Genomic DNA, 22,353 nt, shown 5'->3' with positions numbered 1-22,353 from the left:
TTGGTATGACAACGAGTGGGGTTATTCTTGCCGCGTGATTGATTTGATGCTGTCGATGGCGCAGAAGGACGGAATTTTGAATTGATTTTTTTGGGTGGGGCATTTTGGGCGGGTTCGCGTGTCCACCCCAAAAACAAATTCCTATGATTTGTTGTGGAACGGGATCTGCGGCCCGTTCCTGATAATGTTATCTAATGTGAGTTAAAGTTTTTTTATTGCCGATGCGATCGCACTGATGTCTGAATTACCACCGCTGAATCACGAAACTATTTGGGCTATTCTCAACGAAGAAATCGACGATGCTGCTGTTAACAGATTAGTTTGGCTGTATCTGGGCTACCGCTGCGATCCCGAGACTGGGGTGTGGAATAATGAAAATGTTGCACCGGAATGGCGCAAAGATTACCCGAAACCGCCGGATTTTATCGATTCTAGACCCGCAACGGTGAAATTGACTCGATCGACCCCTCCAGAAAACAAGCAGTTACTCAAGGAAAAATTGGGGTTTAAGGGCTATAAAATTGGGGAATTCGGGCCGAGACAGACTCGCAGGGCGACGATGGCTAATTGGTTGATGGGTTTCGTGGAAGCTGGGGGCTTGAAACCTTGATTAAACTCTTCCTCTCTGTTTCTGTATCCTCTGCGGTTAATGAAAAAAAATTAGAATTTTAGCAGTCAAAAAAGACTAAAACCGATTCCCGCATTCCAACTTTATCGCCCGCAACCCTGACATTCGCCGGTTCGGTGAAGTATCCTAGAGTCGGCACAAAACAACTGTGAGGAAAAATTTATGAAAACAACCACCATATCTGGCTTAACCGGCATTTCTCTAGCTGTGCTAATGCTAGCAGGCATTTCAGTCAATGCGATCGCCACACCAGCAACCACCCAACCCCCAGCTCAAATCGCCCAAACTACCGCCAAAAAGCGCCTCGTCGTCATGGACTTCGACTACGGCACCACCAACAGCTATTACACTTCTTACCGGGGAGTCGGCGCAGCCAAAGGCATCAGCGAACTGCTAATCAACGAACTCGTCAACAATGGCACTTATATAGTAGTCGATCGCAGCAAACTCGAACAAGCGCTCAAACAACAAAATCGCAGCGGTTCAATGGATGCCGGCACAGCAGCCGAAATTGGCAAACAATTAGGAGTAGACGCCGTACTCATCGGTACCATTACCAAGTTTAATATCGACAAACAATCCGGAGGCGGCAGTTTCATGGGAATCGGCGGCGGTTCGCAAAAAACCAAAGCTACCGTTCAAATAGACGTAAGGTTAATCGGTACAGCGGACGGTGATATTCTTGCCACAGCTAAATCAGTAGGAGAAGCGGATCAAAGCGATTCCAATTTTTCTGTGCGAGGTATTGGCGGTAATTCCGGCAGTACCAATGAAGACGGACTTTTGAGCGCGGCAGTGGATAAAGCCGTATCGCAAATGGTGACTAAACTGGCAGAAGTATCCAAAAAATTGCCGTAAAATAATCATCCTAAGTTCGGTTAAAAATTTCGGCATTCCTCAAGATGCACCCGATCGGAAACACGAAGTTGTATCAATTGATTGGCAGCATATTTCATTGAGATGCACTACCCCAGAAACCGGGTTTCTCCAACAACCATCAGTTGACAGTTCTCTAAGTGTAAAGAAACCAGATTAGAAACCCGGAATACGCTGTATGTCAGCGAAAAATAGCAGACAGTGCCTCAACAAGTGGATGTTTCATCTCTCTCTTCTCTTCCTCTGTGTTCTCTGCGCCCTAGGTCCGGTTAAATAATTCCGATGCAACCGGAAACGATATCAGCCCAAAAAAGATCCCCGACTATTGAGGGTGACGAAATGTTTTTTTCCGAACTGGTTCGGATTATTGCGTGTCGCCGAAATGTTGATTAAAAAAATCCTGCATTCTGTGCCAAACTCGTTCCAGCAAATCTGGCGCGCTAACATCAAACCATTCAATTTCAGGGTATGCTCGAAACCAAGTTCGCTGTCTCTTGGCAAATTGCCTCGTGTGCAAAATTGTTAATTCCTTAGCTTGATTCAGGGTAATCTCGCCAGCCAAATATTGTTTGATTTCCTGATATCCCAGGGTGTTCAATAAAGGTAAGTCGCAGCCGTATTTTTTACACAAATATTCTACTTCAGCCACCCAACCGCGTTCTAACATTTGTTCGGTGCGCTGTTTGATGCGATCGCCCAAAACATCAATATCACAATCCAACCCAATTTGTAAAATAGGATAATTCGGAGGATTTTCGCCCTGCTGTTCGGAAATAGAGCGCCCGGTGACATAAAATACTTCGAGTGCTCTTAAAGTTCTAACCGAATCGTTGAGGTGAATTTTGTCGGTGGCAGAGCGATCGACCTGCTGCAACATCGCGTAACATTGAGATTGTCCGAGTTCGGCAAGTTGCGATCGCAATTGGGGCACCGGTGCAACCCTCGGAATTTTCAAACCGCGCACGATCGATTTAATATACAAACCAGTCCCTCCCACCAACAACAGCGGGGGAGAAACCGGAAAATCGGCATCAGCAATTATTTTTTGAGCTTGCTGCTGGTACTCCGCCAATGTTAGAGTTTCCCTCGGATCGCAGATGTCAATTAAGTGATGCGGTACCAAAGCGCGATCTGTCCCCGTCGGTTTTGCCGTTCCGATGTCAAATTCGCGGTACACTTGACGGGAGTCCGCACTCAAAACTGCCGGCGATCGCAGTCGTGAAGCCAAAGCCAAAGCCACCCCCGACTTCCCCGTCGCAGTCGCCCCACAAATCGTAATTAATCTAGACATAAGCTGTCGCACATTTCCTGAGAAAAACCCTCAAATCCTCTCCCCGACTTTCTTCCTCTCCACTTTCCCTTCTATCCATCCACTCATTCACCGCGCTGCACCAGGGAAGTCGCGAAGCAATCTTACAACTATTCGCCTCCGTCCCCCTAATAAATTTCCATTTAGAATGCCCTAGCATCGCCTTTAACCGTTTTGTGCTATAATTTTAGGAGTTTTTCCATTTTAGAAGCTTTTGGGGCTTTAGGCCTCATTATTGGAGCTATTTTGTATGACCAGCAGCTACAGCGCCGACCAGATTCAAGTTCTCGAAGGTCTCGAAGCAGTCCGCAAACGACCGGGGATGTACATCGGTACCACCGGCCCGCGAGGACTCCACCATCTAGTTTACGAGGTTGTGGACAATTCCATCGATGAGGCGCTGGCTGGCCACTGCACTCACATCGAGGTTGACTTCAACGCTGACGGTTCAGTCAGTGTCACAGATGATGGCCGCGGTATTCCCACCGGTATCGTTGCCAAGACTGGCAAATCGGGAATAGAAACCGTAATGACTGTACTGCACGCCGGCGGTAAATTTGGCGGCGGCGGTTACAAGGTTTCTGGAGGATTGCACGGTGTAGGTATTTCGGTGGTAAACGCGCTTTCGGAGTGGGTAAAGGTTACAGTTTGGCGCGACCAAAAAGAACATTTGCAGCGCTACGAAAGAGGCTTTCCAGTCAGCGAACTTGAGGCAAAGCCCAGCAAAGGAAATCGCACCGGTACTTCAGTTTGTTTCCTGCCAGACACTCAGATATTTAGCACTGGGATTGAGTTCGATTACGCTACGGTTTCCGGACGCTTGCGAGAATTGGCTTATTTGAATGCGGGCGTGAGAATTACGTTTAGCGATCGCCGTTTGGAATTGCTCAAAAGCAGCGAACCGCGCGTCGAAACCTATTGTTACGAAGGCGGCATCAAGGAATATATCGCCTACATGAACCGCGACAAGCAACCCCTGCACGAAGAGGTAATCTACGTGCAAGGAGAACGCAACAACGTGCACGTAGAAGTGTCTTTGCAGTGGTGCGTCGATGCTTTTAGCGACAACGTTTTGGGTTTTGCTAACAACATTCGGACGATCGACGGCGGTACGCACTTAGAAGGTTTGAAAGCCGTTTTGACGCGGACGATGAATTCGATCGCCCGCAAGCGCAACAAAATCAAAGAAAACGAGCCCAACCTCGCCGGCGAAAACGTCCGCGAAGGTTTGACAGCAGTAATTTCCGTCAAAGTTCCCGATCCCGAATTTGAAGGCCAAACAAAAACTAAACTAGGCAATACAGAAGTTCGGGGAATTGTCGATTCCTTGGTAGGCGAAGTATTGACCGAGTATTTGGAGTTTCGCCCCCAAGTAGCCGACGCTATTTTGGAAAAAGCAATTCAGGCATTTAAAGCCGCAGAAGCAGCCCGCCGCGCCCGCGACTTAGTGCGCCGCAAATCCGTCTTAGAATCATCTCCTTTGCCCGGAAAATTAGCGGACTGTAGCTCCAGAGACCCCGCCCTGTCTGAGATATACCTGGTCGAAGGCGATTCTGCAGGGGGCTGTTTTTTTTCATTTCAGGAAATAATATTAGCTGACGGCACTACAAAAACTATCAAAGAGATAGTTGATGAACAAGCAGAAGGCAAAGAACACTTTTGCTACACCATTCGCGAGAGTGGAAACATCGGGTTTGAGCGGATAACCAACGCTCGCATGACTAAAGCAAATGCTGAAGTTGTCAAACTGACATTAGACAATGGGGAGACAATTACTTGTACTCCAGATCATCGGTTCATGTTGCGGGATGGCACTTACAAAGCAGCAGCACTGCTGACACCGGACGATTCGTTGATGCCTCTCAACCGCCAGTTGTCTAAAAAGAACCAAAATGGGCAGGGACTTAACGGTTACGAAATGGTTTGGAATCCCAACAGTGACAAGTGGATTTACAGTCATCTGCTATCGGATTTCTACAACCTAAAACACGGTGTTTATCAATCATCTGACGGCAATCACCGCCATCATGTTGATTTCAACAAACTCAACAACAATCCGACCAATATTCAGCGGCTACCCGCTCAGGAACACTTGGCTTTACACCGCGCCAATCTTGAGAAAACATTGCACAGGCCAGATGTGATTGAAAAGAGCCGTCAAGCTCACATGACTGATGAATTTCGGGCGATGATGAAAGAGCGGATGCAGCATCCTGAAACGCGGCAAATTCTGTCTGAACAGGCAAAAGCTCAGTGGGAAGATGAAGAGTATAAAGCTTACATGACGAGCAAGTGGCGTGAGTTTTACGACACTAATGAAGCTTATCGTGAGCAAAATAATGAACTGCTCAACCAAGCGCAGCAAGAGTATTGGAGTTCCGAAGAAAACCGTTTGGCTCAGTCGGAACGGGTTCGCAATCATTTTGCTAATAATCCTGAAGCACGGGAGACTCATTCGCAATTTGCCAAGGAGCAGTGGAAAGATCGGGAATTGTTGGACTGGCGCCGTGAAAAAACTAAGGAACAGTGGACGCCGGAGTTTCGCCGCCAACGCAAAGCAGCTTTGAACGAAACTTACTACCGGAAAACTCTGGAAATGTTGAAGTATGTGGAGTTGCAAAAAGGCTGTATTAATGTAGATTATTACGATGCTTGCCGCCGGACGAAAAAGGATAAGTGTTTGTTGAAGTACCAAACTTTTTGCGATCGCTACTTTGGCGGAGATCAATTGCTGGCTCGCCAAGCTGTTCGCAATTACAACCACCGCGTTGTGTCGATCGAACCTGTAGAGGAACGGTACGATGTTTACGACATCGAAGTGCCTAACAGTCACAACTTTGCATTAGGTGCGGGAGTTTTTGTCCACAACAGTGCGAAACAAGGGCGCGATCGCCAATTCCAAGCAATCCTGCCTTTGCGCGGTAAAATTCTCAACATTGAGAAAACCGACGATGCCAAAATCTACAAAAATAACGAAATTCAATCGTTAATTACCGCCCTAGGTTTGGGGATCAAAGGCGAAGAATTCGATCCCGGTCAATTGCGGTATCACCACATCGTAATTATGACTGACGCTGACGTAGATGGAGCACACATCCGCACGCTGTTGCTGACTTTCTTCTACCGCTACCAGCGCGCGCTTGTGGATCAAGGTTACATCTATATTGCTTGTCCTCCTCTGTATAAAGTGGAACGGGGACGCAATCATTACTACTGTTACAGCGATCGCGAAATGAACAATCTCATCCGCAACGAATTTCCAGCGAATGCTAACTACACCATCCAGCGGTTCAAAGGTTTGGGCGAAATGATGCCGACACAGTTGTGGGATACCACGATGAACCCGGAAACTCGAACCCTGAAACGGGTGGAGATTGAAGACGCAGCAGAGGCCGATCGCATCTTTACGATCTTAATGGGCGATCGAGTCGCCCCCCGCCGCGAATTCATCGAAACCTACGGCCCCAAACTGAATATGCTTGACTTGGACATCTAAGTTAGTTGACAGTTGGCAGTTGGCAGTTGACAGTTGCTGGCGAGGATGAGTCATTAGTCATTAGTCATTAGTTAGTGGCTGATGACTGATGACTACCCCCAACTGACTACCGCCAACTTTTGTTATAAAAATTAATACAATCTCTCATCAAATCGATCTAAGGTAAATGCTTAGGTAATTTTTAGATTTTTGGCGCATCCATCAACTAACACAAAAATAGAAGGTTGGACAATATAGCATGAGCATCAATTTAGCCACCAAATTGCGTGAGGGAACGAAAAAGTCCCACAGTATGGCAGAAAACGTCGGTTTTGTCAAGTGTTTTTTAAAAGGCGTTGTAGAAAAAACTTCTTACCGAAAGTTAGTAGGAAACCTTTACTTTGTCTACTCGGCAATGGAAGAGGAAATGGAACGCCAAAAGCAGCATCCGGTTGTTTCAAAAATTTACTTTTCCCAGTTGAATCGCAAACAAAGCTTAGAGCAAGATTTGTTCTACTACTACGGTGCAAACTGGCGCGAACAAGTAGCCCCGTCAGCAGCAGCTAAAGCTTACGTGCAGCGGATTCACGAAATCTCGGCTACCGCACCGGAACTGTTAGTAGCTCATTCTTACACTCGCTATCTCGGCGATTTGTCCGGCGGACAAATCCTGAAGGGAATTGCCCAGCGCGGGATGAATCTTACTGAGGGAGAAGGCACTGCTTTTTATGAATTCCAGGATATTCCTGATGAAAAAGAATTCAAAGCTAACTACCGTCAGGCAATGAATGAACTGCCGATTGACGAAGCTACAGCAGAGCGCATTGTTGACGAAGCTAATGCAGCTTTTGGCATGAACATGAAGATGTTTATGGAGTTAGAAGGCAATTTGATTAAAGCTGTGGGTCAGATGCTGTTCAATACCCTAACGCGGAAGCGCGGCGGCGGCAGTACCGAATTGGCTACTGCTGATTGAGCCCGCACCTATCGACAATAATTTGAGCCTCGTTTAAGAGGAAAACTTTAAATCCTGGGGGTTTGATGGCTGCTTTCACAGTCACCAAATCTCCGGGATTTTGCATGGCGGGCGATCGACTTTTTTGATACCATTTTTCAAAAAAAATGCTACTGAACCGCTTTCAGCGAAGCCGTTCCCGAAGGCGAGGAAGAGATAGGAAGAGAAACAAGAAAATGTACGTCCTTCCTTTGCGATAAGAGCGCTGACGCGCGGCGAAAGCCTAAAGCGTCTTCGCGGTTTAATCGTTCCGATGCTACCGAATTTGATATTACGGTACGGATATATGAGATTGTCGATTGTTCGCGATCGATTTTTAAGAGCCGCGCACCCTGCGACTGCTCTGTTTTGAGAAGAGCATCCTGCCGCCCCAAAAAATTAAATTTTTAATGCAGAACAAATATTACCTTCCCATGCCGCGATTCGGAGGCTGTTCCTCACGCACCGGCATAGAAGTTGGCCTTACCTGCCGTTCCAAATACTTGCTCAAAGCGTAAGCGATATCCCAGCGAGTCATCGGCTTCAAAGGATTAATTTTATTAGTTCCGAATTCAACATTCACAAACCCTTCATTAAGTGCAGTAGCCATAGACTTTCTAGCCCAACTGGGGATTTCCCCTGCATCTGGATACTTAGCTAAAATCTCGGTAATAGTAGCGTCGGAAAATTGAAAAATGCCGTAAGCTTGAGCAAAAATTGCCAATGCCTCAGCGCGAGTCACCCTTTGATTTGGGAAAAACATTCCGTCGCGATATCCACTCATTGTTCCCGTTTTAAAAGCAGTTTGAATCGCACTGTAAGCCCAATAACTTTTAGGTACATCCGGTAATTCCACATCCGATTTCTGAGCTGTTTTCCGCCGTTCCAAACCAAAAGTTTTTACCAAAATCACCGCCAACTCGGCGCGGCTGACAAGCCCCTCAGCATTAAAGTTGCCGCTAGGATCTTTATTCATCAATCCTGCACTGACAACCCGCTCGATGGGGTCAATAATTTGTTGAGCTTCAACCACCGTTGGTACTCCTTGCGTTAGCGCGATCGCCAAAAAAACACACACTAACTTTTTCACTATTTTAATCCTTGATGCAGCTAAAATAATCTTGAAAACAGCAGTAATATTTTTTGGGGTTCCATCGGTATGACGCTTCGGGTTCAGGCACTCGCCCGCAAAGAAACCGGGTTGTTTAGCCGATATCTAGCATTTCTCAAAAAGATGAGGTATCCTCGGCCAGCGCCGGCCTTCCGGGCATACCTCACACCTAACTGAGAACCGCTATAGATGGTTTTAAACCAGTATTTTTGCGAAAAAACCGGATTTCTGGCAACCCGTGCGGAGCGTCGATTTGATATTTGAGATTTGATATTTACTCCAAAAGATAAAACAAGTGTTGGGTAATATCAATTCCGGTTGTACCGTCAGGTGATCTCATTTTCGGTTACACTCATACATGATGTTGACTGTTGACTGTTGACTGTTGACTCGATTTTATTATTCCGATGAAGAGAGGATTTGATATGAGTGTTGACTGTTGACTCTATTTTATTATTCTGGTGCAACCGGAAACGATATAAAGAGTGGAACGCTGGGACTGATGTTGGATGGCGAAAGACAAATTGAGCCGAGCTTAAAAAACATTGGCTTCTGGCAAAGCGTCCTGCATTTTACCCAACCAATCTATCAAATTATCCAACTGCTTTTCGGCAGTCAAAACTGCCATACCTCGAATAGTAACCTTCCCCTTGCTGTACACAAAACGAGAGCGCAAATGTTCCGGCAAATTAGCTTTTAGCAAATTCCAAGCAGGTTCCTCCATCGGCGTTTCCAAAACAATGTGCTGCTTGTTTTCCGGTTTGATGCGAGAAAAACCGATTTGCTTGGCAATTTGTTTGAGTTCGACAACGCGGATCAGTTGCTGGGCCGGAAGAGGAATGGGCCCGTAACGATCGCACCAATCGGCCCGAATCTGCTGCAAAGCTTCTGGGGTATCAGCAGAAGCCACAGAACGGTAAGCGCTCATTTTTTGGTCCAAATCCCCGATATAATCAGCAGGAATAAACGCAGTCAAATTGAGATCGATTTGTGTGTCCTCAACCTTGGGAATTTCCTGACCTTTAATTTCGCGAATTGCCTCTTCTAACATTTCAGCATACAAATCAAAACCGATCGCCTCCATTTGACCGGACTGTTCAGTTCCCAAAACATCACCCGAACCGCGAATTTCCATATCTCGGACGGCCAACTGATAGCCCGATCCCAACTGCGCGAACTCTTGAATTGCCCGCAGCCGCTGCCTTGCAGAATCCGAAAGCTTATTCTGCTTCGGATAAAACAGCCAAGCGTGAGCTTGAATTCCGGCGCGCCCCACCCTTCCCCGCAACTGGTAGAGTTGGCCCAAACCGAACCGCTGCGCGTCTTCAATCAAAATTGTATTGACACGGGGAATATCCAAACCCGACTCAATAATTGTGGTGCACACCAAAATATCGAACTCGGCCGCGCTAAAAGTCAGCATGATCGATTCTAGTTGCGAAGCCTCCATTTGACCGTGAGCGATCGCAATTCTCGCCCCCGGAACCATTGTTTGCAAAGTATCCGCCAACTCATCAATCCCCTCAATCCGGGGCACGACATAAAAAACCTGACCGCCCCTGTCCAACTCTTGACGAATAGCAGTCCGTACCGCTTCCAAATCGTAGGGTGCCAAATGAGTCTGAATCGGGCGGCGGCTTGGCGGCGGAGTGGCGATCAAACTCATCTCCCGAATCCCCGACAGCGACATATACAAAGTCCGGGGAATCGGCGTTGCGGTGAGAGTGAGCACATCTACTTCAGTTTTTAGAGCTTTAATAGCTTCCTTTTGTTTAACCCCAAACCGCTGTTCTTCGTCCACCACCAACAGGCCCAAATCCCGAAATTTAATCGCCTTGCTCAAAACAGATTGAGTACCGACAATCACATCTAGCTCTCCTGTGGCCAAGCGCTTGTGAATTTCCCGGCGCTCGGTTTCGGTGCGAAAGCGATTGAGCAAACCAACTTGGATCGGATAAGGCGAAAAACGCTCTGAGAGGGTGTGATAATGCTGTTGGGTTAAAATCGTCGTCGGAGCGAGCAAAGCCACCTGCTTACCCGCTGTAACCGCCTTAAAAATAGCTCTCAGAGCGACTTCCGTCTTGCCAAAACCGACATCACCGCAGACCAGGCGATCCATCGGTCGATCGCCCTCCATGTCACGTTTGACATCAAAAGTAGCCTTCAACTGATCCGGCGTTGGCTGGTAGGGAAAAGAATCCTCCAACTCTTGCTGCCAAGGCATATCAGGAGGAAAAGCATAACCTTGTTGCTTAGCTCTTTTAGCGTAAAGATTCAGCAAATCAACCGCCAATTTTTTAACAGCTTTGCGAACTTTAGTTTTAGTTTTTTCCCAAGTTTGACCAGTCAGCTTGTTGAGTTTCGGTACTTGATCGCCGACAGTCCGAAACCTCGACAGAGCGCCCAACTGGTCAGCTGCGACTCTCAGAGTACCGTCAGCGTATTGGAGCACCAAATATTCGCGAGTTTCCCGATCGACCGTCAAGCGTTCCAACTTGAGAAACTTGCCAACTCCGTGCTGGCGGTGCACCACAAAATCCCCCGGACTGAGCTTGTGCGGGTCAACCTTTTTAGAAGCAGCGCGGCGGCGTTTGCGGACGTAGCTAAAAGTTGCCAAAGAATGCTGGCCGTAGAATTCCCGATCGGTAATTACAACTATCCGAAAAGTCGGCAGAATAAACCCTTCCAATTCTGCCAGCCCGCTGTACTTCAAAGCCACCGGAACGTGCTGCAACTGCAACTTGTCGATCGCCAAAAAGTCCCGAGGATTCACCACAAACTGAGCCGGACAGTCGTGTTCCGACAGCAGAGAAACAGAGCGGCTCGGTTGAGCCGAAACCAGAAACACGGCAAAACCCCGATCGCGCTCTTCCCTGAGCATTTGAGACAGCTTGGCAAATTGGTGAGGCATCACAGGCACCGGCCGAGAAGCCAAATTAATTGCAGGCATTTGAGATTTTCCAGTTGCAGAATCTTCGGCTAATTCTGAAAGTTCCAGCCGCTCGAAACCTGCGACACCTACCATAGATTCTGCAAAAGTGCGGTGAATTTTCGGAACTTTCAAATTAGCAATTGGCAACTTTTCTGTTTCCCCAGCCGCTACTGCAGATTCCCGATTGCAACTTTCCCACTGTTCCTGTGCGTTCTCAAACCAGCAGTTGCTGTGAGCTTCGCATGGAGCAGGTTCGTCAACTGCAACTAAGGTATTTTCCGGCAAATAATCCAACAAAGACGCTGGTTTTTCAAACGCTAAACCCAACAGCCTGCGGACAAATTTTTCGGCTTCATTTTCTGTGTCAACAAAGCCTAATTCGTTGATTTTGTCAAGATTTTTTTCGGCTAATACCGCTTTAATAATTGTGTTAAAGTTAGTAGGAGTTAAAACTAATCGATCGACCTTATCGAGCGATCGCTGCGAAGACGGATCGAACTCCCGCAGTTGTTCCAAATTATCCCCGAACCATTCGAGTCGCATCGGCAACTCCGCCGCCACGGGAAACACATCAACAATATCGCCCCGGCGGCTCCACTGCCCCTCCATTTCCACCAAATTCACCCGATCGTACCCCATCGAGGCCAGTTGGCGGTCAAGTATTTTGGAGTCTTGAACTTCGCCTCGCTTCAGCGTCAGACAGTAGGGTTCAAAAGCACTGCGAGGCGGCAAATGAGGCTGGAGAGCTCTTTCTGTGGCGACAATGGCGATCGGCTTCGAGGCGCTGGCGGTTGTTTCTTCCTTGTCCGCCAAGTCGGCGAGCACCTGCATTTGCCCCCAAGTCATTTCGTTCTCGTCGGAGTAAGATAGCTCGTAGGGCGAAGCTTCCGAAGTCGGGTAAAAATAAACGGTTTGCCAGCCCATTGCTTCTAACCCGGCAACCCAGCGCCCTGCTTCTTCCAGAGTGGCTGTCACCACCAACAGGTTTCGCCCTTCTTGCTGTGCGAGGGCGGAAGCTATTAGGCCTTTGGGCAAACGGGCGATGCCGGACAGTTGCAAGCAGTGATGCTGTTTGAGCTTGTTGAGAAGTTCTGTGGCTAGGGGCGATCGCCCCAGGGTACGAATTATCGAAGAGAAAGTCATGCGCTATTAATTTTAACCCCCGATGGGTATCGGCTCTTCACGGCTGCCTACTAAGTTCGATTGTACGACAAACCTCTATCATTGTGGCGATCGGCTGTTGGTAGTTCTGCTCTACTGCGGGTAGATATCTGCAATCGGCTTTGTGCAAATATCTCGAACTTGCGATCTAAATGAACCAGTTCCGTTAATCTAGGGACAGGTCGATCGCCAAATCGAGATTGTCGATCTAGATTGACACAGACCCCAGATTGTGGATTCAGTTCAATCTAAAATCTAAAATCGACTAACCGGGCAGTGTGCTTCGCCTTTACCACCGATAATTTGAGAAATGTCCCAAAGTATAGACCTTCTGATTGTTCTCCTGCTGGTTTTCCTCAATGGCGTGTTTGTGATGTCAGAGATGGCCATCATCTCAGTACGGAAGGTGAGACTGCAACAGATGGCCAACCAGGGTTCGATAAATGCCCGCGTAGCGCTGGATCTGGCTAATGCCCCCAATCAGTTCTTGCCGACAGTTCAAATCGGGATTACGTTGCTGGCTATCCTTTCGGGCGCTTTCGGAGAAACGACCATTTCTAAAAGAGTAGAGCCTGTGTTGCGCTTGATTCCGGCACTGGCCCCCTACTCAGGGGCGATCGCCTCAGTCATCGCAATTTTAACCATCACTTATCTCACCATAATTATCGGCGAACTCGTGCCCAAGCGCCTCGCCCTCAACAACCCTGAGCCGATCGCCTCCAGTGTCGCTATTTCCATGCGAATGCTCTCAAAAATTGGCGCTCCCGCCGTTTATGTTTTAAGTTATTCCACCGACTTAGTGCTGCGAATCATGGGGATTTCGCCTTCAACAGAACCGCAAGTTACAGAGGAAGAAATTAAAGTTTTAATCGAGCAAGGAACCGAGGCAGGAACCTTTGAAGAAGCCGAACAAGACATGGTAGAAAGAGTCTTTCGTTTGGGCGATCGGCGAGTCAGCGCCTTAATGACCCCGCGACCCGATCTTACTTGGCTCGACCTAGACGAGTCAGTAGAAGAAAACCGCCAAAAAATGCTCGGCAGCGGTCATTCTCGGTTTCCTGTTTGTCAGGGCGGACTCGATAACGTTGTCGGTTTAGTACACGTTACCGATATGCTGTCTCGCACTTTGACCGGTCAACCCCTCGATTTAAGTGCTTCTTTACGCAGGCCTTTATTTGTGCCTGAAAGCACGCGCGGTTTAAAAGTATTAGAGCTTTTCAAGCAATCTAGCAATCAAATTGCCTTAGTGGTAGACGAATACGGCGTCATTCAAGGATTGGTTACAGTCAACGACATTTTAGTCGAACTCGTTGGCGACTTTCCCTCAGTAGAAGATGCGGACGAACCCCAAGCAGTGCAGCGCGAGGACGGTTCTTGGCTGTTAGACGGAATGCTGGCAGTAGAAGATTTTTTCGATTTGTTTGGCATCGAAGAACTATCATCAGAAAATAGGGGTAGCTACCACACAATGGGCGGTTTTGTGATTACAAATTTGGGCAAAATTCCGACAGCAGCCGAGCATTTTGAGTGGAACGGTTTGCGCGTCGAAGTAGTCGATATGGACGGGAACCGAGTTGATAAGATATTGGTAATGCCGATCGAGTCGGCGGGCGATCGAGCTAAAACCGAACCAAAAACCTAAAATTTGCGATCGGCGGTAAAATAGGTTCGCAGTGAGGAATGCGAGTCCCGATCAATTTTTGAGGACTCGCATTCCTGACTACAGGTTCATAGCAGTAGGGTGCGTCACTATCGACAATCCTCAAGCAAGAGCGACTGTTTCGAGCGACGCACCTGTTGTTTTCAACGACTGAGGAAACCGATCAATTTTTGAGGACTCGCATTCCTGACTACAGGTTCATAGCAGTAGGGTGCGTCGCTATCGACAATCCTCAAGCAAGAGCGACTGTTTCGAGCGACGCACCTGTTGTTTTCAACGACTGAGGAAACCGATCAATTTTTGAGGACTCGCATTCCTGACTACAGGTTCATAGCAGTAGGGTGCGTCACTATCGACAATCCTCAAGCAAGAGCGACTGTTTCGAGCGACGCACCTGTTGTTTTCAACGACTGAGGAAACAACCCGGACGTTCACGGAGCCCAAAAATTTTTCTGAAGCAAGCTTTTTTATAAATGGTATCAGGTGCGTCGCTACTCGAAAAGTCGATCGACCTTGAGGATTTTTCATGGATCCGCACCCTACGACTACTCAAGAAAATAACTAATGACTAATGACTTCTTGCAAAAATGAGATGCTACCCTCCCCTACTACTTCTTACTCCTAGCCTCATCCTTCCGCAAAGATTCCAGAATATATCTCCCCACATAATTGCTAAAAACCACCTCTCCAGCTTGATTGTAATGACAGCAGCTATCTACATAAACAGCATCTTTACTCTTGTCAAAAACATTCACAGCATTCAATATATCAACATTATTTTTTTTCAAATTTGGAAACTTACTCAAAAGAGCGGGATAGCCAATTTCCACAGCCTTAGCATAAGGAGTATCCTTGTTAAAAGCAATCTGCTTTTCAGATTCACCAAACACCCTTTTCGTCTGATAATATTGATTTGGCTGCAAAACCTGAAAATACGGCACATTGCTAGCAGACAGCACTTTGTGCATAAAAATTGAACTTTTTGCCCAATTCGATGCCATTTTTTCAAAAGCTGCTGAATCCTCTAAAACCGACTTATTAGTATTGATATAAACAACGCTACCGCCGTCATCTTTTTGGAGTTTAGTGCGTTCTTTCTCAAAGGCGATCGTATCTTTGCGATAATTGTTGACTAAATTTTGAACGTAAACAGAAATCAAAGCATCGCACGCAGCCAAAGAACAGTGTTGCAAACTTTCCAAACCCTGAGTAATCTTAGTTTTAGTTTCTTGAATTCTCAGAGTTGTTTTCATAGCTTTTACAGAAAGACTATTATTCGCTAACTGAGTCAGCGGCAGAATGTGTTGAATACTTGGCATCGCCAAATCAATTTTATTTTTATTATTGAGATTAGAAAGTGCTACTTCATTAAAGCCATCTATATTCACAACCATATCTAATTCTTGACCCAAAGCCAAAAAATAGTTTAAAACTAATAACTGTTGCGGCTGTTTGTAGCCTCCCGTAGCAAAAGACAAAACTACAAACTCCTTATCCTGTAAACCGGGAACCTGCTTGAGGTATCGAGGCAAAATTTTATTTTGTACTTCAAATATTCCATAATTAGAAGCCACAGAACCGCCAAAAACTCCAATAATAAATTGATTTTTCTTGGTTTTCTTCAAAGGGTAATCATAAGGAGAGATAAATCCGTAGTTGTTAACCTTAAAACCGGGGCGAAAATCAGTGCTGGGTTTTTGAACAAACCCAAAAAAAGGATGAAACCTTTCGACAATAGACTGATTTAGCCGCACTCCTTCTAAATTGATTCCTAAAGCCGACTTATCTTGCGTCTTTTGTCTAGTATAGAAAAATTGCTTGTGCTTGAGAAAATACCATCCCACGGAACCGAGTTCTAGGAAAACAAGTAAAAGCGCCAAGTTGACCGCAGCAATTTTTATAATTTCTTGGCTTTGCTTAATTAATTTAAAATTTTTCATAAATATTTATTTAGAATTTCTTACTACTTTAATAATGGAACTGGAGACATAGTTAGTCAGCAGTTCGTCTCCTACTGAATTATAGTGGCAGCAAGCATCTTTGTAAACCGTTTCTTTGGTATTGTCCAAAATATTCACCGCGTTAAAAACATTAACCCCAGCTTTTTGCAAATCATCGACTTTGGACAACAGTACCGGATAACCTTTTTTCACCCCTTCAATGTAAGGACTCTTCTTATCGATCGCGATTTCGTTCTCCTTGGCTGTAAAAACTCGTTTAGTTGGATAATATTGGTTGGGCTGGATAAAGTGAAAATACTTAATCTTTCTACTTGATAAAATTTGATTCATCCCGATCGACGATTCGTACCACATCGATGCTATTTTATCAAAAGCAGCAGCATCCGGCAAAACAAAGTCAGCTTTGGGAAGGTATACTATACCGCTATTTGCCTTGTCTTGGTTAGATTGTTTGACTTGCCGGTCGTACTTGACAACGGCTTGCTGGTAATTGTTGACTAATTGTTTCACTCTCAGCGAGGTAACAGCGTGACACAAAGCCAACTGACAAGTTTGCAATTTGTCAATACCTGCTTTCAACTGTTTTTTGTTTTCGCTAATTTGCGCGATCGAACTCATCTCTTCCGGCGACAAGTTGTTGTTGGCTAAACCCGTCAGAGGGTGTATGTGTTGAACGCTGGGCATTCCTATTTCTAATCGACCTTTGTTGTTTAAATTTGACAGTGCTACTTCGTTAAAACCGTCAATATTGATGACTAAATCTAACTCTTGACCCAAAGCCAAAAAGTAATTTAAGATCAATAATTGTTGCGGTTGTTTATAGCCGCCGTTACCGAAATTTAAAACGACAATTTGTTTATTGGCGAATTCTGGATAACTCTTTAACTTTTTAGACAATCTTTGAGTGACGTATTCGTCTACCGCAAAGTTGTTAGCAACCGATCCGCCGAATATCCCAATAATAAATTGATTTTTATTGATTTTAATAAAGGGATATTCGTACAGGGAAAAAAAGCCTTGTTTGTTGACTTTTAACTTCAATTTTTCATTGGTGAAAGCACCTTGTTTGAGCACGTAGCCAAAAAATGGGTGCAGTCTTTCTACGATTGATTCGTCGAGTCGAATTCCGAGCCTTTCAATATCTTCTACTACTTTTTCTTGAGCTTTGGTTCTCGTATAAAAAAACTGCTTTTGGTTGATAAAATAAAAAGCTAGCGATAAAGCTTCCAGACAAATAAAGGCGATCGCCAAATTAACAGCGATTAAAATTAATATATTTTTGCCTTTTTGGAACGCAGTTGAATCTTTCATGAAAATTGACTGATTACGGTTGTTTGTCGGGGAGTTGAGACTGCTTCAAATTTTCGCACAAGTTTCGGTTAATCATGATACTAGCAAGCCGGTGTCCCAGTTCATTCCAGTGACCCCGACAGGGTACAGAATTGTCAAAACCGTGGGCGCAGACTTGATATTTTTCAGTATAACCTTGAAACTGTTCGGCTAAATTCAGTACCCGAAAACCCTCGCGCGCGCCCAATTTTTCCAGCCGCCTATCTGGATAAAACAAATCCTGAATTTTGTTTTTTCTCATGAAATTTTTTCGCATCTGGCCATTGCGTTCAACTTGCATCGGATCGCCGATCGTCACCAGCAAGAAATCAGCCTTTTTTTGCACGACTTCATTCCGCACCGTCACGATCAAATCCTCTGTCACCCTCCACGCCTCTTGCCAAGCTGCATCTTGAGGTTTCTTGAAGTTGTAGGTACTCAAAGCGGTAAAATCCTTAGATAACTCCTGTTTTTTGCGATCTACTTCTACCTTTTTTATCACCTGCAAAATGCGCGAATTGTTCACGAGAAAACTGGGCAGCCTGTCTACGAATGAAACTGCTTTTTCATTGCGATCGATCGGTGGCAGATTGCGAAAAGACATATCTGCTACTAACTTGCCGCTAGCATCACGCACAAAAAATGGTCGATAACGATCGTATTCTAGTTTTGGCGAGTTGTTAATTATATCATTGCCAATAAAAAAGGCTAGAACTACAATATCAGGATTGTAGTCCCATACTTTTTTTCGCAGCATTATCAATTCTTGAGCAGTACCGTAACCTTGCACGCCGAAGTTGATGACTTCGACATTTTTACGTCCCTTAACGGCTTCGCAGTTGCCTAACTTTCGTTCCAATTTCGACCAGAAAGTTTGTTCGATTGGTACGTGAATTGCTTCGGTGAAAGAATCGCCCAATACTGCTACTCGCAGAGTATTCGGAGGTTTGGCTTTTGTGTGTTCGCGATCGCGCAAACCCTGACTGTTCACCTGCACAAAACTCTCACCTTCCCCCTTCCACTCCCCTGACGCACCGGGTTTGAGCTTCCAGCCCAAATTCTGATCGGAAGTGTGGAAACCAGTGGGTGCAGAGTCTACAAAATCTCCTATTTTGGGGTAGCCCTCTACTCCAGCAACTCGCAATCCAATTTCACCAATTACCACCCCCATTAATAAACCACCGAGTGTCAAAGCTAAATTGACACCCAAAGTTTTCAACTTGCTCATTCTTTCAAAACAGGGTATAAATAAACGGAGCAATTACAGAACCCTGACTCAATACAATCAAAGCTCCTAAAAAGACTAAAGTCACAATTAAGGGTATCAGCCAATATTTTTGGCGTTCTCTCATAAACGCCCACAAATCTTTGAGAAAGTCTAAAGTTGCTTCAAACACTTAGAAAGGACGCTCCATACTAACTTTGGTTCTTGTTTTACTTGGGATGCGGTAAGTATCCATTTTCGGATTGAGTTTGCGCCGCATTGCATCTTCGCCGAAAATGTTTTTGATCACTCCCATCGGCCAAACTATCAGGTAAAAAACTATCCCCAGGACGATCGGCGTTTCGATCTTGTTGAGAAGCAGTCCAAACCGCATCCATGCGTGATAAACGGGATTTAGGGATTTTGGTGCAACCAATGCTAGCGCGACTAGCACTGCGCCGACAGCCCAGGGCCACCAAGGTAGAGAATGCCGCCGTAGTAAAGGTACTGCTAAACCGAACAGCACTGCAATTAAGCCGCCAATTAGCAGCCCGAAATCGCGCAAGCCTTTTTTGTCGAGTTTTTTAATTTCGTCGCTCATTAGTCAGTTGTCAGTTGTTAGTTGTCAGTTGTTCGTTGTGATTTGTTATTGGTTATTGGTTATTGGTTATTGGTTGGTGGTTCATTTTTCTAGAACTGATAACAAATAACTACTAACAAATAACTCATAACCAATAACCAATAACTAATCTAGTTCAAATTCATTTTTCCAAGCATCGTCTTGTTTCCAAGGAATTTGTTCTGATTTAGGAATCAAGAAGTTCTCTAAAACTAGATAGTCCATTTCGGTTCGCATGAAACAGCGGTAAGCATCTTCGGGGGTGCAAACAATGGGTTCGCCTCGGACGTTGAAGGAAGTGTTTACCACAATTGAACAGCCCGATCGCCTTTCAAAATGACTGATTAAGTCATAGTACCGAGGATTGGTTTCTTTGTGCACAGTTTGGATGCGAGCCGAGTAATCGACGTGGGTGACGGCTGGAATTTCCGAGCGCGGAATGTTGAGCTTTTCAATGCCAAACAACTGTTCTTGTTCGGGAGTCATCGGAATGCGGAGACTGGCTTTGACTGGAGCTACCAATAGCATATAAGGGCTGGAATGGTCAATCTCGAAATAATCGGCAACTCGTTCGGCTAAGATTGACGGTGCAAAAGGTCGAAATGATTCCCGATATTTAATTTTCAGGTTCATCACGGACTGCATTTTAGCACTGCGGGGATCGCCAATGATCGATCGTCCGCCCAGAGCCCGCGGCCCAAATTCCATCCGCCCTTGGAACCATCCGACGACATTTCCCTGTGCCAAAATTTCTGCCAACTGCGGCATCAATTCGGCATCATCCAATCGGTGGTAACTGGCTTTGACAGCATCCAAATATTCGAGAATTTCTCTGTCTGTAAATTTCGGCCCCAAATAAGAACCGCGCATTTGGTCGTGACAAGTTAAATGAGCCACAGACTTCGCCACAGTTGCGACAGCTTGGTTTGTAGTGAGGACTTCAGTCCTCTCCTCCCCGTTTTTAGTAAGGACTTTAGTCCTCTCCTCCTTAATATCGTTTGCGGAGAATCTCTCGTCGCCGACAGTACGAGTTTGTTCGCAATACTGATACCAAATCGCCAAAGCCGCGCCCAAAGCACCGCCAGCATCTCCCGCCGCCGGCTGAATCCAAATATCTTTGAAAATACCTTCCCGCAAAAGTCTGCCGTTAGCAACGCAGTTGAGAGCAACGCCGCCTGCGAGACAAAGATAATCTACATCCAATTCTTTTTTAACTGTTCTGCAAAGCCGCAAAACAACTTCTTCGGTAACAACTTGAATGGAAGCTGCAATGTCCATTTCCCGCTGAGTTAATTTTCCTTCACCTTGACGTGGTGGCCCTTCAAATAGTTCGTCAAACTTCTTGTTTGTCATGGTTAAGCCAACTGTATAGTTGAAATAATCCATGTTCAAACGGAAAGTTCCGTCATCTTTGAGGTCGATCAAATGGGTGAGAATTTTGTCTACATACTTGGGTTCGCCGTAGGGCGCTAAACCCATGAGTTTGTATTCGCCAGAGTTGACTTTGAAGCCGGTGTAGTAGGTGAAAGCTGAATAAAGCAAGCCCAAGGAGTGGGGAAAATCGATTTCCCACTGAGGTGTGAGTTGGTTGCCGTCTCCCAACCAAACGGAGGTTGTGGCCCACTCGCCTACGCCGTCGAGGCACAAAACGGCGGCTTTTTGGAACGGGCTGGGGAAAAATGCTGAGGCTGCGTGGGATTGGTGGTGCTCGGTAAATAGCAGAGATGGCAGTTTGTTGGTTTTGCAGTTTCCTATTTCTGCGAGGTCTCTTTTGAGCATGGTTTTGAGGTAAAGCTTTTCTTTTAGCCAGATGGGCATGGCGGTTAGGAAAGAGCGAAAACCTTGGGGTGCGTAGGCTAAGTAGGTTTCGAGAAGGCGCTCGAATTTGACTAAAGGTTTGTCGTAAAAGACTATGCGATCGAGTTCCCGTAAATTTATGTTTGCTTCTTTTAGGCAATAGGCGATCGCATTCTTCGGAAATCTGGCGTCGTGTTTTTTGCGGGAAAATCTTTCTTCTTGTGCTGCGGCGATAATTTCTCCGTCGCGAATTAAAGCTGCGGCGCTGTCGTGGTAGTAGGCCGAGATTCCAAGTATGTTCATCGCTCTCCTCACAAATCGCTATGCGCTCGTATCTGAGTATTTAGAATAGCTAATGATTATAGCTCTAGTGATGCTGATTTGGAATTGACGTTTGCGATCGCCTCTAATTTTACCGAAATTGATCTCGGTGTCGAACCCCGATCGATCGCCCATTCCAGAGCATTTGAGCTAGCGCCGGCGAATCCTGCGCCCCCAAGCTCTCAAGTAAGTCCCCACCGGGAATTGATAAAATTCACCTACCAACCACAGCACAATGCCTAAATGGGACAAGAAGGTTAAACCAGTCCAAGCGGAGGGCAGCCACGACAAGCGGCTGCCGGGAATCGGGGGAAAGTAGTAAGCTGAAAGTCCGAGCAAGGTGGTAGGAAGGAATATTAGACCGATCGCCGCGGCAATGTAGGCCCATCCGAATTCTACGCCTTCGAGGTGTGCTCCTATCCATTGTTTGCCGTTCCAGTGCCATGTTACGGGGGGTTGGCGATCGGCCATTTTCAGCGATTGTCTTTCCGCGCTTGCGGTAAAAATGTGCTGGCAGAAGTTGCAACCTAGGGCTTCCATCATCGGCATGGTAGCAATTTCACCGGTGCGGCACACCGGACAGGGATATGTATCTTGAGGGTTGAAAGGTCTGGTTGATTTTTTGAAACTTTGCATGGATCGGGCGGTTTGTCAAGATAATTGAGATTATCTTAACAGAGTACAGAAATTGTGCGTTGGGTAAGGTGGGTTTTGTCTGTAAAATAGCATCCTGTAGGGGCAGGTTTTACGACTAATATTTAATCACCGCAAAGCATCTATATAAACCCGCCCCCACACAACTCGAAGCATAAAAATGTAAATTGCGATTTATCGCCTTGTGGGGGCGGGTTTATGAGATTAGACGTAATTGCAAAAATAGTTAGGACGATGCTCGCGTGCCATCCCACAAAAATCTTTTTTTCTTGTGGGACGTTGCTCTGAGCATCGTCCCAAAATTTGATTAAAAGCACTTTTG

Annotated in this window: 15 protein-coding genes; 5 read left to right on the top strand and 10 right to left on the bottom strand. The window is 46.0% G+C overall.

Annotation, left to right across the window (positions count from 1 at the left end; genetic code table 11):
- Nucleotides 1-235 precede the first annotated feature (235 nt).
- Nucleotides 236-610, top strand: coding sequence for a DUF1823 family protein (locus tag IQ270_RS09865; RefSeq protein WP_193973046.1), 375 nt, complete (start codon nucleotides 236-238; stop codon nucleotides 608-610).
- Nucleotides 611-790: 180 nt separating this feature from the next.
- Entirely contained in the window at nucleotides 791-1,486 is a 696-nt protein-coding gene (locus IQ270_RS09860) for a CsgG/HfaB family protein (RefSeq protein WP_193973045.1), read from the top strand.
- Nucleotides 1,487-1,868: 382 nt separating this feature from the next.
- Here IQ270_RS09860 and miaA read toward each other — a convergent pair whose 3' ends face one another.
- Nucleotides 1,869-2,795, bottom strand: a complete 927-nt coding sequence (miaA, locus tag IQ270_RS09855; protein WP_193973044.1) for a tRNA (adenosine(37)-N6)-dimethylallyltransferase MiaA — start codon at nucleotides 2,793-2,795, stop codon at nucleotides 1,869-1,871.
- Between the two features lie 268 nt (nucleotides 2,796-3,063).
- Between miaA and gyrB the strand changes: the two genes are divergently transcribed.
- A complete protein-coding gene (gene gyrB / locus IQ270_RS09850; protein WP_193973043.1) occupies nucleotides 3,064-6,309 on the top strand; it encodes a DNA topoisomerase (ATP-hydrolyzing) subunit B in 3,246 nt (1,081 codons plus the stop codon).
- Nucleotides 6,310-6,547: 238 nt separating this feature from the next.
- Nucleotides 6,548-7,264, top strand: coding sequence for a heme oxygenase (biliverdin-producing) (locus tag IQ270_RS09845; RefSeq protein ID WP_193973042.1), 717 nt, complete (start codon nucleotides 6,548-6,550; stop codon nucleotides 7,262-7,264).
- A gap of 442 nt (nucleotides 7,265-7,706) precedes the next feature.
- Here the strand turns inward: IQ270_RS09845 and IQ270_RS09840 are convergent, their stop codons facing one another.
- Both IQ270_RS09840 and mfd read right to left on the bottom strand, forming a co-directional pair.
- Nucleotides 7,707-8,372: an S-layer homology domain-containing protein gene (locus IQ270_RS09840; protein ID WP_193973041.1), complete on the bottom strand. Its 666-nt coding sequence runs from the start codon at nucleotides 8,370-8,372 to the stop codon at nucleotides 7,707-7,709.
- 556 nt (nucleotides 8,373-8,928) lie between these two features.
- Entirely contained in the window at nucleotides 8,929-12,468 is a 3,540-nt protein-coding gene (gene mfd / locus IQ270_RS09835) for a transcription-repair coupling factor (protein ID WP_193973040.1), read from the bottom strand.
- A 328-nt stretch (nucleotides 12,469-12,796) separates the two neighbouring features.
- Between mfd and IQ270_RS09830 the strand changes: the two genes are divergently transcribed.
- Entirely contained in the window at nucleotides 12,797-14,128 is a 1,332-nt protein-coding gene (locus IQ270_RS09830) for a hemolysin family protein (RefSeq protein WP_193973039.1), read from the top strand.
- Between the two features lie 626 nt (nucleotides 14,129-14,754).
- On the opposite strand, the gene IQ270_RS09825 is transcribed toward IQ270_RS09830, so the two are convergent.
- The 7 genes from IQ270_RS09825 to IQ270_RS09795 all read right to left on the bottom strand — a co-directional run bounded on the left by IQ270_RS09825 (nucleotide 14,755) and on the right by IQ270_RS09795 (nucleotide 22,013).
- Nucleotides 14,755-16,086, bottom strand: coding sequence for a hypothetical protein (locus IQ270_RS09825; protein WP_193973038.1), 1,332 nt, complete (start codon nucleotides 16,084-16,086; stop codon nucleotides 14,755-14,757).
- A gap of 6 nt (nucleotides 16,087-16,092) precedes the next feature.
- Complete coding sequence (locus tag IQ270_RS09820) at nucleotides 16,093-17,418, bottom strand: hypothetical protein (protein ID WP_193973037.1); 1,326 nt, start codon at nucleotides 17,416-17,418, stop codon at nucleotides 16,093-16,095.
- Nucleotides 17,419-17,431: 13 nt separating this feature from the next.
- Nucleotides 17,432-18,664, bottom strand: coding sequence for an SGNH/GDSL hydrolase family protein (locus IQ270_RS09815; protein ID WP_193973036.1), 1,233 nt, complete (start codon nucleotides 18,662-18,664; stop codon nucleotides 17,432-17,434).
- Nucleotides 18,665-18,668: 4 nt separating this feature from the next.
- On the bottom strand, nucleotides 18,669-18,833 hold the full coding sequence (locus IQ270_RS09810; protein ID WP_193973035.1) for a DUF5989 family protein: 165 nt from the start codon (nucleotides 18,831-18,833) through the stop codon (nucleotides 18,669-18,671).
- On the bottom strand, nucleotides 18,834-19,241 hold the full coding sequence (locus IQ270_RS09805; RefSeq protein ID WP_193973034.1) for an SxtJ family membrane protein: 408 nt from the start codon (nucleotides 19,239-19,241) through the stop codon (nucleotides 18,834-18,836).
- A gap of 144 nt (nucleotides 19,242-19,385) precedes the next feature.
- Entirely contained in the window at nucleotides 19,386-21,359 is a 1,974-nt protein-coding gene (locus IQ270_RS09800) for a carbamoyltransferase (RefSeq protein WP_193973033.1), read from the bottom strand.
- Between the two features lie 168 nt (nucleotides 21,360-21,527).
- Entirely contained in the window at nucleotides 21,528-22,013 is a 486-nt protein-coding gene (locus IQ270_RS09795; protein ID WP_193973032.1) for a hypothetical protein, read from the bottom strand.
- Between the last annotated feature and the right edge of the window lie 340 nt (nucleotides 22,014-22,353).

This window comes from Microcoleus sp. LEGE 07076, assembly GCF_015207455.1.
In the GTDB taxonomy this organism is placed as follows: Bacteria; Cyanobacteriota; Cyanobacteriia; order Cyanobacteriales; family Microcoleaceae; genus Microcoleus.
Note: the sequence above shows the minus strand (reverse complement) of the source record. Positions and strands in the feature narration are given on the sequence as shown.